The following is a 13,448-nucleotide window of genomic DNA, read 5'->3' on the forward strand; positions in this document are numbered from 1 at the left end:
GAAATGGTAAGTACGATAGAAGAACCTTTGACAGAGAGCTTCGGTAGCTGAGAAGAAGCAAGGAACGACTATTGGAAAATGGCCATCGAGCAATTCATCCCGAGCATAGATGTAAGGCGATGACGGCTGCGACCGATATCTTGCTAGAGTATGATCGTACTTGAAGAGGAGTTGTGTGTGAACACAGCTTGAACATGAGGTGGTAACACGCAAAAAAGCGTCCTCAAGAAAATGACATTTTCTTGAGGACGCTTTTTTAGATAAGGAGGAATTTTAATGATTGAATTGCGAGATGTTTCTGTATGTTTCAAACAAAAAGAAAAAGAGATACAGGCAGTAGATTCTGTAGATTTAACGATTGAAAAAGGCGATGTTTATGGAATCGTCGGTTACTCAGGTGCAGGGAAAAGTACGTTAGTTCGTGTGATGAATTTGCTGCAGAAACCAACAGCAGGAGAAGTCATTGTCAATCAGACGAATTTGAGTCAGCTCTCTCCCAAAGAATTGCGAAAAGAAAGAAAGGCCATCGGTATGATCTTTCAGCATTTCAATCTAATGGAAAGCCGAACTATTTTTGACAACGTTGATTTTTCTTTAAAGTATTCTGGAAAATCGAAACAGGAACGTCGTCAAAAAGTGAATGAACTACTGGAACTTGTCGGTTTGGAAGAAAAAGCATCTGCTTATCCTAAACAACTGTCGGGGGGACAAAAACAACGAGTAGCAATCGCACGAGCTTTGGCGAATGAACCTAAGGTATTATTATGTGATGAAGCAACCAGTGCACTTGATCCGAAAACGACCCTTCAGATCCTTGCATTGTTAAAAAAATTGAATCGCCAGTTAGGTTTAACAATCGTCCTGATCACTCATGAGATGCAAGTTGTCAAAGAAATCTGCAACAAGGTAGCGGTTATGGAAGATGGAAGAATCATTGAAAAAGGTAGCAGCATCCAGATCTTCAGCAATCCTGAAGAAGAATTGACCAAAGATTTTATTCGAACAGCTACTCATCTTGACCAAGCATTAGAAACGATCATTGCCCATTCTGCTTTTGCCGATCAGATCGCCAATAAATGGCTGGTGGAATTAAGTTATATTGGAAATCAGACGAACGAACCTCTAATCGCTCATCTGTACAGCAAATATCAAGTAACAGCGAATATTTTATATGGCAATGTAGAGTTATTACAAGAAACGCCGTTAGGGAGTTTGATCGTTACTTTAGCTGGAGAAACCAAACAGCGGCAAAAAGCATTGGATTATTTGATCAAATCTGGTGTAAAAATAAATATTTTACAAAAAAACGAATTAGATAGTCGTATCAAAGTGATCGAAGGAGGAAGATAAAATGACTGATTTCTTTAAAACATATTTGCCCAATGTTTATTTGATTCCGGATGAATTTGTCGAAGCGACGAAGCAAACACTATATATGTCTTTTTGGACAGCATTCATTGGCGGGATGATCGGAATCATCTTAGGTGTGACGTTAGTAGTGACACGCCCTAATGGATTACTAGCTAACCGTCTGCTATTTGAAATACTTGATAAGCTGATCAATATCATTCGTTCCATCCCTTTCATTATCTTGCTTTCTCTTTTAGCATTGACTACTCGTTTCTTAGTTGGAACGACGATTGGTGCGAAAGCAGCTTTAGTGCCATTGATTTTTGGAGTTGTTCCGTTTTTTGCTCGTCAAATCGAGAACGCACTGCTAGAAGTTGATCCTGGGGTGATCGAAGCGGCAGAAGCGATGGGAACCAGTCCAATCGGTATTATTTTACGTGTGTATTTGTTAGAAGGTTTGCCTGGTATCATTCGGGTCTCGGCGTTGACTATCATCAACGTGATCGGACTGACTACCATGGCTGGAGCAGTAGGTGCAGGCGGATTAGGGAATCTTGCTATATCGAGAGGGTATAATCGATTCCAAACAGATGTAACGATTGTGGCTACATTATTGATTCTAATCTTAGTTTTTTTAAGTCAATTTATCAGTAATCAACTGATTAAAAAAATTACACATTGAAAGTGGAGGAGAAAAAATGAAAAAAATTATTCGTTTTGTAGTCATTACATTTGTAGCAATTATTTGGTTGGCAGGGTGTAGCCAAGGAAAAGCAGATACAACTGACAAAAAAGAAACTACCGTAAAACTAGGGATTATTGGAGAAGATACAGATGTATGGGACAACGTGAAAGACCGTTTGAAAAAGGAGAACATTAATTTGGAATACGTGAAATTTACAGATTACAATCAACCAAATGCGGCTTTAGCAGATGGATCGATTGATTTGAATTCTTTCCAACATCAATTCTTTTTAGACAATTACAATAAAGAACACGGAACTGATTTAGTATCAATCGGAAATACTGTCAATGCACCGCTGGGAATTTATTCTAACACTTTGAAGGATGTAGCTGATATCAAAGACGGAGCAAAAGTAGCAATCCCTAATGATGTCACAAATGGCGGCAGAGCTCTTCTGTTATTGCAAACTGCTGGATTGATCAAAGTGGATAAGGCAAAAGGACAAGCGCCCACTGTTTCTGATATTACCGAGAATAAAAAAAATCTAGACATTTCTGAATTAGATGCTTCACAAACAGCACGTGCTTTGTCGGATGTAGACATTTCAGTGATCAATAGCGGTGTAGCTGTAGATGCTGGATTTAATCCTGCTTCTGATGCCATCTTCTTAGAACCAGTGGATGACCATGCACGTCCTTATGTGAATATCATCGTTGCAAGAAAAGAAGATGAAAAAAATAAAACGTATCAAAAAATAGTAGACGCTTATCAAACAGAAGACACAGTCAAAGTAATCGAGAAAACATCAAAAGGATCAAGCGTGCCTGCATGGGAAACATTCGGGAGAAAATAAGAAAAATGACTAGCATAGGAGGAATTTTTTATGACAACAACAATCTCAACAAACCAATTGAAGGATCTAATCCAATATCGTTTACCAGAATATCAAGCACTTGCTCTAGATATCCACGAACATCCTGAAGTAAGTAACTATGAGTTTTATTCCTCAGCAGCGTTGATTAAACAATTAGAAAAAGAAGGGTTTTGGGTAGAAAAAGAAGTAGCTGGACACCGAACAGCCTTTGATGCACGTTATATTTCCAATAAACCCGGTCCCACAATTGCCTTTTTGGCAGAATTCGATGCTTTACCAGGTATTGGTCATGCATGCGGGCATAATTTGTTTGGTACTTACTCCGTATTAGCCGCCAGCATAGTGAAGCAATTTATTGATGAAACTGGTGGAGAAATCCGTGTATATGGCACCCCAGGGGAAGAAGGGGGCGAGAACGGATCAGCTAAAGGCAGCTTTGTTCGAGAAGGTTTTTTTGAGGATGTCGATGTAGCGTTATGCGTCCATCCAGCTTTTCGTTATGGGAAAACGACAGAATCTTTAGCGAATGATCCAGTCGATATCAAATTTTACGGTGTCGCTTCCCATGCAGCAGCAGCACCTGAAAAAGGAGTAAATGCTTTGGAAGCATTGATCCAAGTGTTTAATGGAATCAACGCTCTACGCTTGCAATTGCCAAAAGATGTCAATATCCATGGGATCATTACAGACGGAGGAGTAGCTGCCAACGTCATTCCAGATTACGCTGCTGGACGTTTCTATTTACGTGCAGGAAATCGGCAAACATTAGATAAGGTATATGAAAAAGTGGAAAATATCGTACGAGGTGCTGCGATAAGTACGGGCACGACTTTTGAGTTTGGATTGTTCCAAAATGCAGTTGATGATGTCATCGTTACTCCTTCTTTTGATGACTTATTCTTCCAGCATGCAAAAGAAGCAGGTGTTCCAGATGAAGAAATAGAAACGGAACAAAGAACAAGTCTCGGTTCTTCTGATGTAGGAAATGTCAGCCAAGTCATACCAACAATCCAGCCTACGGTAGCAATCTCTGAGACATATATTGCCGGACACACAGAAGAATTCAAAGCTGCTGCTAAAAGTGACAAAGGCCTTGCTTCTATTGCGATTGCAGCAGAACTACTCGCCAATACAGCTCTTGATCTGTTGAAAGAGCCAAAGCTATTAGAAAGAATCAAGCAAGAACATCAAGAAATAGTAGCAAGAAAAAAACAAGAGGGTGCTACTTTCTAGTAAAAAATAAACTTGTGTGTGAAAGTTATAAAAATAATTTTCAGAAAAATGAAAAAATATTTTCTTTTTCATTGACAAATGATCTTATGGAAGGTAAACTTCATACAAGTCAACTTTTCACGCAGTAGCGGTTAGGTGTTTTGTTCAGAAAGTCGGTGGTCGCTGTGAACCGATCAAGCCTAATTGACGAATTACATGGAAAGTCCATACATTTGAATAAAAGTTTGAAAGTGAAAAACAGATCTGTTTTTAATTAAGGTGGTACCGCGGAGTCATTCGTCCTTAGTTTAAAACAGGTCTTTTTATTTTTATAAAGGAGGAATCGCGGATGAATTGCGGCGGAGTAATCCGATATCTTAACTTTTTTAGAACATAAGAACAACTAAAAAAGGAGAGATTATCATGGAAAAAAAAGGAACACCAAGTTTTTTAGAAGCAACACTTGTATTAATGGTTATTGTTTTAGGCATTGCGATTGGCGTTGTCGGATTAAAGGTCTCACCTAATATCACGATCTTAGCAGCGATCGGAATGGTCATGTTGTATGCAGTGATAAAAAGATACCCGACAGATTGGCTGCACGAAGGAATCATCAATGGCATCAAACCAGGAATCATCCCAATCTTTATTTTTATTTTAGTCGGTTCATTGATTGCTGTATGGATACAAGCAGGGATCATTCCAACTCTAATGGTCATTGGGTTCAAATTGATCAGTGTCCAGTGGTTTGTCCCTTCTGTATTTGTTGTGTGTGCAATCGTAGGTAGCGCTGTAGGGAGTGCCTTTACTGTTATGTCAACGATTGGGATTGCATTTTTCGGTATTGGCACAACACTAGGCCTAAATCCAGCGCTGGTTGTTGGAGCTATTGTTTCAGGTGCCGTTTTTGGAGATAAGATGTCTCCATTATCCGAATCAACAAATCTAGCAGCAGCTATTGTTGATGCCGATTTGTTCAAACACATCAAGCATATGATGTGGTCAACTGTTCCGGCATTTGTTGTTTCTTTCTTTTTATTCATGATTTTAGGACACACAAGTAAAGCCGCAAGTCTTTCATCTATTCGTGAAGTGACTGATGTTCTAGAAGCAAACTTTACTATTTCAATCTGGTCACTGATTCCTTTATTTTTAATGTTACTGTGTGCATGGAAAAAGGTGCCGGCAATTTTGACGATTTTGTTGAATATCGCTGTAGCAGTAGGAATGATTTTTATTCAAAACCCACAAACTTCCTTAACGAAGTTGGCTGGGGTCATCGAATCAGGGTTTGTTTCAAATACTGGAAACCAACAAATCGATTCACTGCTTAGCCGCGGAGGAATCGAAAGTATGATGCCTACTGTGTCATTGATTATTCTAACTTTGTCATTAGGTGGATTGTTGATCGAATTTGGCTTGATCTCAACCGTGATGGAACGAGTATCAAGAAAGATGACGAACACACCAAAATTGATTTTTACAACATTGATGACAAGTATCGGAGTAAATATTTTTATTGGTGAACAATTCCTATCTGTTATTCTGCCTGGTAATGCATTTAAAGAAACTTATGAAAAAGCAGGATTTGATCCAACTGTATTAGGTAGAACGCTAGAAGATGGTGGAACAGTAATCAACTACTTAGTGCCTTGGGGAATTGCCGGAAGTTTCGTAGCAAGTACATTTGGTATTCCTACACTCACTTACTTGCCATTCGTATTTTTCAGTTTGCTTTCTCCTGTGTTTTCGATGGTCAGTGCCTTCACAGGTTGGGGAATCTCAAAAAAATTTGTGAAACCGCAAGAAGCAGTAAGCAAGACAGCGCAATTAGAACAATAAAAACAGGATGTTTATGTAAAAAACTGCCGAGAAACTTTCGTTTCCCAGCAGTTTTTCTGTTTGGATAGATAATGGTCATTCCATTTCTTTGATCATTTTTTTCATTTTGTCGATTTCTTCTTCTTGTGCCTGAATGATTTCTTCCGCTAATTTTTTTACTTCAGGATCTTTTAAATCAGCTCGTTTACTTGTCAAGATAGCAATAGAGTGATGAGGGATCATCGCCTTCATCCACGCCGTATCATTGACAGTTGTTTGGCTTCGTACCATAAATAAGGAACCGGCAAAAACAAGAAGACTAGCGGCTAAAATCATAGCATTTATCTTTTTGTTTTCATACATTTTCCACATGAACAACAACATAATGACTGCCATGACTGCACCCATCATCAGCGCCATGAATACACGTGTGCGACTGAAGAAGATATGATCAAGCGCATAAACATTCAAATACATCATACCAAACATGACTACCGTCGAAACACCAATCATCAACAAAAACTTCCAATACTTTTTCATTTAAAACAAACTCCTTTTTCTTCATTCCTTTCTTCTATCATGTCATGAGCGTGGAGAACAATCAATTAATCTGCACAGATGGTTTTTGAACACCGTTTATCAAGAGGTCGTGAGCCTGCCGTTTAACGCTGAGTCACAAGGAACAATTTCAAAAAACAGTTTCTCATGTTTGTTGAATATTGTGACTTGTGACCGAGAAGTTGGCAGGAGAACACCGTTTATTCGGAAAAAAGAACTGCAACAATTTTTGTCGCAGCTCCTTTTTTTCAATAGCTCCAGCTATTCAATATAAATAGAATAAAATTCTCTATTGGTTTCATTCATTCGTCAAGACGAAAGCATCATTCTTTTTTTGATAACTGAAATAAATGAACAGGTAAAGCAAACCGGTCAATACAGTTACCCCAATGGAGTTCGTGAATAGGATACCAAGGAAAATCAACCCTAAGACTGCTAATGCAAAAAAGCTGATTCCTTTGTCCCATAACGTTCCTTTACTTAGTGCCAGTACAAAGGACGCAGCACTGATAATGATCCAGATCAATAATACTGTATAGGAAAGAGAACCTGCCAGATAGCCAAATAATTTGTCACCGACAAAATAAGAAAGAGCAACACCTAGATAAAGAACACTGGTACAAAACAGCACAGCACGTTGCGGTACTTGATGCTTGTTTAAAACAGCTAGTTTTCTAGAGGAACCTTTTCGATCTTTCAAGCGGAAGAACAAAATTCTCGAAGAAGCATATACACCTGAATTGATAGACGAGAACAGAGCAAGAACAATCACGAAATTGACGATATCTGCCGCAAATGGAATATTCATTTTTTCAAATACCAACACAAAAGGACTAACGTTCGTGCCTGCTAAAGTATTCCAAGGAAAAATAATCAAAAGCAAAAATAAAGGAATAATGTAAAAGGAAATGATTCTTCCCATGACGCCTTTGATTGCTTTAGGAATCGCACGTTTAGGATCATCTGCTTCGCTTACCGTGATAGCAATCAACTCAGAACCGCCGTAAGAATAGATAACTACAAGCAAAGAACTGATGATTCCCTTCATACCGTGGGGAGTAAAACCACCATGATCAGTTAATTGCTGAAGGGTAGGGAAAACACCAGTACCCAACATTTGCTGACCGACAAGATAAGCAGCAAAAATGATCAATAGGATAATGACACTGATTTTAGCAAAGGCCAGCCAATATTCTGTCTCTGCGAATAATCGTACCGAATAAAGATTGATGATAGTAGTTAAAACAGCCAACATAAAAACAAATACCCAAGCTGGGATGTGGGGGAACCACAACTGTAAAAAGGAAGCAGCTGCAACAGCTTCAGCAATGATATTGATAATCCACATGGACCAGTAGACCCAATCGGTAAAATCGGCAGCATGAGCACCTAGATATGGACGAATCAATCCAGATAATCCGTGGTGCGTATCACCACCACTTAAAACAATTTTTCCCAGACCTTTCATCACGATATATAAAATTATGCCGCCAATCAAAAAAGCGATCAATACAGAAGGGCCGGCGATTCCAATCGCTTCGCCACTTCCTTTAAATAGACCTGCACCAATCGCTCCACCTAAAGCTAGCATGGTGATATGTCGGGAGCTAAGTTGTTTTTTCAATTTTTTATCTTCCATAAATAACCTCTTTCTTTTAAATTCACAATCAAAATGTATAGTAAGAATAAATAGTAAGAATAAATAGTAATAATAACAATGACTAATGATAACAAATTTTCAGATAATTACAACTATTCAGAAAACTTTTAGGCATATTTTAATGGAAGAATGATTTATTTCATCGTATTTTCATAGAAATGTTAAATTTTTATAAAAATAATAGGAAGCGTTTTACTGGCTTTTTACTATTTAAACAGGCTATCATAGGAAAAAGTGACAGAGAAAGTGAGGCGGAACAGATGAACAAAAACGACGTATTGCTAATTGCGAAAAATAAATCACTTTATTTTTTTCCTTCCATCCGCTCTTTAGATGTTTGGTCCGGAAAAGATTTACTACAGTCGGAATTCATTAAATCAGCTCGACAACAGTTGGCAAATTATCAGCTGATCGTTTTTTTAGATTATGGATTTGATATGGAGATGGCTCGACGCGTGCGTCCATTTACCAATGCAAAAATCGTGTTATTTTTTTGGAACCACTTTAAAGCAGAACACGAGGCGATGCTGAAGCAGGCACAAGATGAACCGGCAATCGATGAGATTTATCATTTTGATTTTTTGGAAGCGAAAGAACTTGGACTAAAACATAATAGTTCCTTTTATTCGAAACATATGGATTTTTCTTCTAGCGAACCAAAGACGGATCTTTTTTTTGGTGCAACAAATAACGGCAGAAAAGAACGGGCAGAAAAATATAAGCAGGAATTTATAAAAAGAGATGTTACGACCAACTATTTCATTCTTCCGCTTCGAGGAAATGAACAACCTGGATACCTTACTTATGAAGAATATCTGAAAAAAACCGGGGAATCGAGGGGGATTCTAGAACTGTTGCGGGAAGGGCAGCAAGGAGTGACTTTGCGAACGTTTGAATCTATGTATTTTCAAAAGAAACTAGTGACAGATAATCAAGCCATAGCTCATTATCAGTTTTATCATCCTGAAAATATTTTTTTGCTTCAAGAACGTGATTTAGATGAATTACCGGAATTTTTGCATACGCCATTTCAACCAATCCCATCAGAACTGTTGGAATTTTTTGATGCAGAAAATTGGGCAAAACGTTTTTTCACTACTGACTCCGCTATTTATGAACAATATGAATACGATCTTTCCTCTGTTAAAAATAAATAAAAGTGCCAACCAATCATAGATGAAAATAAACAAGCGCAATTCTTATGGCAACATGAGAATTGTGTTTTTCTTTTTGATCTTTCATGGGGGTAAAAAAATGAGAACCAGCTGCTGATTCAGCTGATTCTCATCAGAGAGCCTTTTACTCTGCGCCAAGGATTCCTTCTTTTGCATGGACTAATTGGGTCAAAAAGGCACAATATGGTGTAGCAATATCATATTTTTGTCCTTTTCGCCAAACGGCACCATTGATGTAGTCGATTTCAGTCAAACGATGGTTTTTGATCAGGTCTTGGTACATAGATGGGTAATGCAACCCGATGTTGTCAGGATCATAAGTAGAAGTAATATGTTGGTACACTTCTTCTTGATCTAATATGATTCCTTCTTTTGCTGCGATAGAAGCAAATTCAGATACGATTGTTCGAACCATGCTCTCTGCCGCTTTTTGCGCGCCTAGTTCAGCAATATTACAATCCAAAATCGTGCATAAACCATTCAATGTTCCATTTACACAAGCTTTTCGCCAAATGGAATAACGAACATTATGGCTATAGATCGGATTTAATTTTGCTTCTTGAAAGACTTCTACAACTTTTTTTGTAAATGCTTCGCCTTCTGATTCCAAGTTCTCTAGTTCGATTTCTCCATCACCTAACAATGTGACTTTTCCCGGACCAGCCAGACCAGCTGTCCACATCGTGATCCCAAATAAGATATTTTTCTTTGGCACATATTTTTCCAGTACATCTTCATGACCTAATCCATTTAGTAAACACAAAACATAAGTATTGTCAGTAATAATGGATTGGATCGAACGAAACATATCATCTAATTGATTCGCTTTTGTTAATGCTACGATCAAGTCCACGTGTTCGTTGCTTTCGATGATTTCTTCTGGTGAATAGATTGGCAGTTTTGCGACCACTTCTTTACCGTTAAAGTCAGCAATCAACCCATTTGTACGAATGGCTTCAATGTGAGCAGGCCAACGATCGATCAAGAGGACCTCATTTCCGCTTTGATGTAGCATCAATCCGATTCGGCTGCCCATTGCTCCGGCCCCAGCTATTGCGATTTTCATGTTTTTTCTCTCCTTTATTCAATGATTTCCCTTTTAGTATATAGAAAAATGGAAGAAAATAGCATTGTTTTGTTTGAAAAAAATGAAAAAAAGTGTCTTACTTAAGAAGAAAGTGAGGGATACAGATGGATATTTTGGCGGCAATTGATTCATTTAAAGGAAGTGCTTCTTCATTTGAACTAAATCAGGCAGTTCTAAATGGCTGGGAAGATCGTAAAGGAAGAAAAATCAATGTGCCGATTGCAGATGGCGGAGAAAATACTGCAGAAGCAATCTATTACGCGCTCGGGGGAACATGGCGTACCATTGATGGGATGGATCTCTTATTCCGTCAGCGAAAAATCAGCTATTTATTGACAACTTGGCAAGGAAAAAATACCGCAGTCATCGAATCTGCACAAGCATTGGGGTTAGATCTACTTGATAAACCAACGGATCAAACTATCCGACTTGCTTCCAGTTATGCCTTAGGAGAACTTATCAAAGATGCACTGCTTCAAGAAGTAGAACAAATTATTGTCACTTTAGGAGGAAGCGGGTGTAGCGATGGTGGTCTAGGATTACTCCAATCCTTGGGTGCTTCTTTAGAAGGGTACACAGAAGGAAATCCTTTATTATCTACTAAAAAACTTCATTTTGATCGAAGAAACGTTCTTGTTTCTAAAGTAAAATTGATTATCGTTGCAGATGTTACCAATCCATATACAGGTCAACAAGGAGCTGCTTGGCAATTTGGAAGACAAAAAGGAGGAATAGATACGACGCTAGCTTTCTTAGATAAACAAGCAGGAAAGATTGCTCAGCAAATAAAAGATTTCTGGGAGGTGGATTTAGATGATATTCCAGGAAGTGGAGCAGCAGGCGGTATTGGTGGAGCCCTTTTTTTGTTGGGAGCGAAGATGGTTTCTGGTTTCGATTTAGTCAGCCAAATCACTGGATTGGAAAAAAAGATCGAACAAGCAGATGTCATCATTACAGGAGAAGGGCGGATCGATCAGCAAACGATCCACGGAAAAGTTCCATACGGTGTAGCAGTGCTTGCAAAAAAATATCGAAAACCAATAATCGCTATTTGCGGAAGTAGAGACCAAGAGCTAGAAGGACTCTCTGATTTTCTCCCAATTGTCTTAAGTATTCATTTGGGTCCAATAGGTTTAGAAGAAGCAATGGAACACAGGCAAACATTAGAAAAAACAAAAATCTTAGGACAGACACTTAGCAGATTTTTCACCATCCTCCCGAAGTAGTTGACAAAATCATTTTCTTTATGCTATCGTAATTTCAAATATAGGACAAAGTGAGGGATCCGTGCATTGAAAAATTAAGTCGATTGATGAAAGCTGCATTCAGACTGTACCTTGTGGAGACAAGGGAGCAGTGTGCAGATTTTCGGGATTGGCTTGGTTTTTTCGATGTATGGGTCTTTTTGTGTGTACCCAACCCTTGCATCCTCTTTAGCCAGTTCTGAAAATAGGACTGGTCTTTTTTTACGAGGTGATGGAAAATGTCTAAAATCGAAATAAAAAATCTGACATTCGGCTACGACAGCCAAGGCACATTATTATTTGAACAAGCAAATCTAAATTTTGACATACAATGGAAACTAGGACTTATCGGACGAAACGGTCGAGGAAAGACAACTTTACTGAATATTCTACAAAACAAACTACCTTATCAAGGGCAAGTAATCCATCAGCAAGAATTTGTCTATTTCCCGCAACAGACAAAAGATAAAGAACGTTTAACCTATTACGTGTTAAATGATATTACGGATTTTGAGATATGGGAAATCGAAAGAGAGCTCCAATTGATGCAAACAGATCCTGAAATCTTATGGAGAGAATTCAGCACACTATCAGGGGGAGAGAAGACAAAAGTCCTACTGGCACTTTTATTTGTGGATGACACTCATTTCCCGTTAATCGATGAACCAACGAATCATTTGGATATCTCTGGTAGAAAACAAGTAGCGGCTTATTTGAAAAAGAAAAAACAAGGCTTCATCGTGGTCAGCCATGACCGGGGATTTATCGATGAAGTAGTGGACCATGTTTTAGCAATCGAAAAAAGTCAACTGGAACTTTATCAAGGGAATTTCTCTATCTATGAAGAACAGAAAAAACTTCGTGATGAATTTGAAATGGCTCAAAATGAAAAATTGAAAAAAGAAGTCAGTAGGCTAAAGAAAACAGCAGCTGAAAAAGCCGAATGGTCTCGTTCCCGAGAAGGAGATAAAACAAAGAAACAAGTCGGATTCATCGATACTGAATCTAGACGAGTGAATAAAGGAGCAGTGGGTGCTGATGCTGCACGGACGATGAAACGATCCAAAGCAATCGTGAATCGGATGGAGACCCAGATCAGCGAGAAAGAAAAACTATTAAAAGATATCGAATATATCGATTCTTTGACGATGAATAGTCAAGCGTCTCACCATAAGCGACTTTTAAGCGTAGAAGATCTTCAATTAGGGTATGAAAATCTGTTATTCGAGCCAATTCATTTTACAATCGAGCCTCATCAGCGGGTGGCGATTTCAGGTCCTAACCGTGCAGGAAAGTCATCCATTATCCATTATCTTCTGGGGGCATTCAACGGCAAGGTTATAGGAGAAAAATCCCAGCCAAAACATCTGAGCATTAGTTATGTACGCCAAAATTATGAAGACAATCGAGGAACGTTGGCGGAATTCGCGGAGAAAAACCGAGTAGACTATCAAGCATTTTTGAATAATCTCCGAAAGCTTGGGATGGAAAGAGATGTTTTTCATAATAAAATCGAACAGATGAGTATGGGACAACGGAAAAAAGTGGAATTGGCTAAATCTTTATCCCAACCAGCTGAGCTCTATATATGGGATGAACCATTGAATTATTTGGATGTCTTCAATCAAGAACAATTAGAACAACTGATCTTGAACGTGAAACCTGCCATGTTACTAGTGGAACATGATCAAACCTTCCTGGATAAAGTATCTACTGAGATTATTTCTCTTGAGAAAATCTAACCCTTGTAATCTCAAGAACAACAAGGTATGGTTAAGGGGA

The 13,448-nt window shown here is 38.5% G+C and carries 11 protein-coding genes and 1 other annotated feature (1 of these 12 only partly in view); of the genes, 8 read left to right on the top strand and 3 right to left on the bottom strand.

The genetic code is table 11. The annotated features are described in order from the left end of the window. Window positions 1-228, top strand: a binding site (T-box leader); it begins 11 nt to the left of the window's first position. A gap of 48 nt (window positions 229-276) precedes the next feature. The 5 genes from OZ002_RS09480 (at window position 277) to nhaC (ending at window position 5,963) form a co-directional block, all read left to right on the top strand. Further along, the gene (locus OZ002_RS09480) at window positions 277-1,350 is read left to right on the top strand and encodes a methionine ABC transporter ATP-binding protein (protein ID WP_002293318.1); all 1,074 of its coding nucleotides are present in this window, start codon (window positions 277-279) and stop codon (window positions 1,348-1,350) included. Between the two features lies 1 nt (window position 1,351). Continuing rightward, complete coding sequence (locus tag OZ002_RS09485) at window positions 1,352-2,032, top strand: methionine ABC transporter permease (RefSeq protein WP_002293786.1); 681 nt, start codon at window positions 1,352-1,354, stop codon at window positions 2,030-2,032. Window positions 2,033-2,048: 16 nt separating this feature from the next. Beyond that, entirely contained in the window at window positions 2,049-2,888 is an 840-nt protein-coding gene (locus tag OZ002_RS09490) for a MetQ/NlpA family ABC transporter substrate-binding protein (protein ID WP_002306089.1), read from the top strand. A 30-nt stretch (window positions 2,889-2,918) separates the two neighbouring features. Further along, window positions 2,919-4,142 (top strand): M20 family metallopeptidase, encoded by a 1,224-nt coding sequence (locus tag OZ002_RS09495; RefSeq protein WP_002306090.1) that lies wholly within the window; start codon window positions 2,919-2,921, stop codon window positions 4,140-4,142. Window positions 4,143-4,544: 402 nt separating this feature from the next. Further along, window positions 4,545-5,963 carry a Na+/H+ antiporter NhaC gene (gene nhaC / locus OZ002_RS09500; protein WP_002331625.1) on the top strand — a complete coding sequence of 473 codons (1,419 nt, stop codon included), beginning with the start codon at window positions 4,545-4,547 and terminating at the stop codon, window positions 5,961-5,963. Window positions 5,964-6,038: 75 nt separating this feature from the next. On the opposite strand, the gene OZ002_RS09505 is transcribed toward nhaC, so the two are convergent. Then, the gene (locus tag OZ002_RS09505; protein ID WP_002293791.1) at window positions 6,039-6,482 is read right to left on the bottom strand and encodes a DUF305 domain-containing protein; all 444 of its coding nucleotides are present in this window, start codon (window positions 6,480-6,482) and stop codon (window positions 6,039-6,041) included. A 316-nt stretch (window positions 6,483-6,798) separates the two neighbouring features. Beyond that, window positions 6,799-8,139 carry an amino acid permease gene (locus OZ002_RS09510; protein ID WP_002331624.1) on the bottom strand — a complete coding sequence of 447 codons (1,341 nt, stop codon included), beginning with the start codon at window positions 8,137-8,139 and terminating at the stop codon, window positions 6,799-6,801. Between the two features lie 281 nt (window positions 8,140-8,420). On the opposite strand from OZ002_RS09510, the gene OZ002_RS09515 reads away from it, so the two are divergent. Then, on the top strand, window positions 8,421-9,317 hold the full coding sequence (locus tag OZ002_RS09515) for a hypothetical protein (protein WP_002306093.1): 897 nt from the start codon (window positions 8,421-8,423) through the stop codon (window positions 9,315-9,317). A 142-nt stretch (window positions 9,318-9,459) separates the two neighbouring features. On the opposite strand, the gene OZ002_RS09520 is transcribed toward OZ002_RS09515, so the two are convergent. Continuing rightward, window positions 9,460-10,401, bottom strand: coding sequence for a 2-dehydropantoate 2-reductase (locus tag OZ002_RS09520; protein WP_156249113.1), 942 nt, complete (start codon window positions 10,399-10,401; stop codon window positions 9,460-9,462). Window positions 10,402-10,526: 125 nt separating this feature from the next. Between OZ002_RS09520 and OZ002_RS09525 the strand changes: the two genes are divergently transcribed. Together OZ002_RS09525 and eat(A) are read left to right on the top strand one after the other, a co-directional pair. Next, window positions 10,527-11,648 (top strand): glycerate kinase family protein, encoded by a 1,122-nt coding sequence (locus OZ002_RS09525; protein ID WP_002306095.1) that lies wholly within the window; start codon window positions 10,527-10,529, stop codon window positions 11,646-11,648. 257 nt (window positions 11,649-11,905) lie between these two features. After that, the gene (eat(A), locus tag OZ002_RS09530; RefSeq protein ID WP_325083184.1) at window positions 11,906-13,408 is read left to right on the top strand and encodes an ABC-F type ribosomal protection-like protein Eat(A); all 1,503 of its coding nucleotides are present in this window, start codon (window positions 11,906-11,908) and stop codon (window positions 13,406-13,408) included. Window positions 13,409-13,448 lie beyond the last annotated feature (40 nt).

The organism is Enterococcus sp. E4-150 (assembly GCF_035726465.1).
Classification (GTDB): Bacteria; Bacillota; Bacilli; order Lactobacillales; family Enterococcaceae; genus Enterococcus_B; species Enterococcus_B faecium.

What these genes read in the sequence shown, in the direction of transcription:
- OZ002_RS09480 (WP_002293318.1), top strand. Translation starts at nt 277, where the DNA reads ATGATTGAATTGCGAGATGTTTCTGTATGTTTCAAACAAAAAGAAAAA.
- OZ002_RS09485 (WP_002293786.1), top strand. Translation starts at nt 1,352, where the DNA reads ATGACTGATTTCTTTAAAACATATTTGCCCAATGTTTATTTGATTCCG.
- OZ002_RS09490 (WP_002306089.1), top strand. Translation starts at nt 2,049, where the DNA reads ATGAAAAAAATTATTCGTTTTGTAGTCATTACATTTGTAGCAATTATT.
- OZ002_RS09495 (WP_002306090.1), top strand. Translation starts at nt 2,919, where the DNA reads ATGACAACAACAATCTCAACAAACCAATTGAAGGATCTAATCCAATAT.
- nhaC (WP_002331625.1), top strand. Translation starts at nt 4,545, where the DNA reads ATGGAAAAAAAAGGAACACCAAGTTTTTTAGAAGCAACACTTGTATTA.
- OZ002_RS09505 (WP_002293791.1), bottom strand. Translation starts at nt 6,482, where the DNA reads ATGAAAAAGTATTGGAAGTTTTTGTTGATGATTGGTGTTTCGACGGTA.
- OZ002_RS09510 (WP_002331624.1), bottom strand. Translation starts at nt 8,139, where the DNA reads ATGGAAGATAAAAAATTGAAAAAACAACTTAGCTCCCGACATATCACC.
- OZ002_RS09515 (WP_002306093.1), top strand. Translation starts at nt 8,421, where the DNA reads ATGAACAAAAACGACGTATTGCTAATTGCGAAAAATAAATCACTTTAT.
- OZ002_RS09520 (WP_156249113.1), bottom strand. Translation starts at nt 10,401, where the DNA reads ATGAAAATCGCAATAGCTGGGGCCGGAGCAATGGGCAGCCGAATCGGA.
- OZ002_RS09525 (WP_002306095.1), top strand. Translation starts at nt 10,527, where the DNA reads ATGGATATTTTGGCGGCAATTGATTCATTTAAAGGAAGTGCTTCTTCA.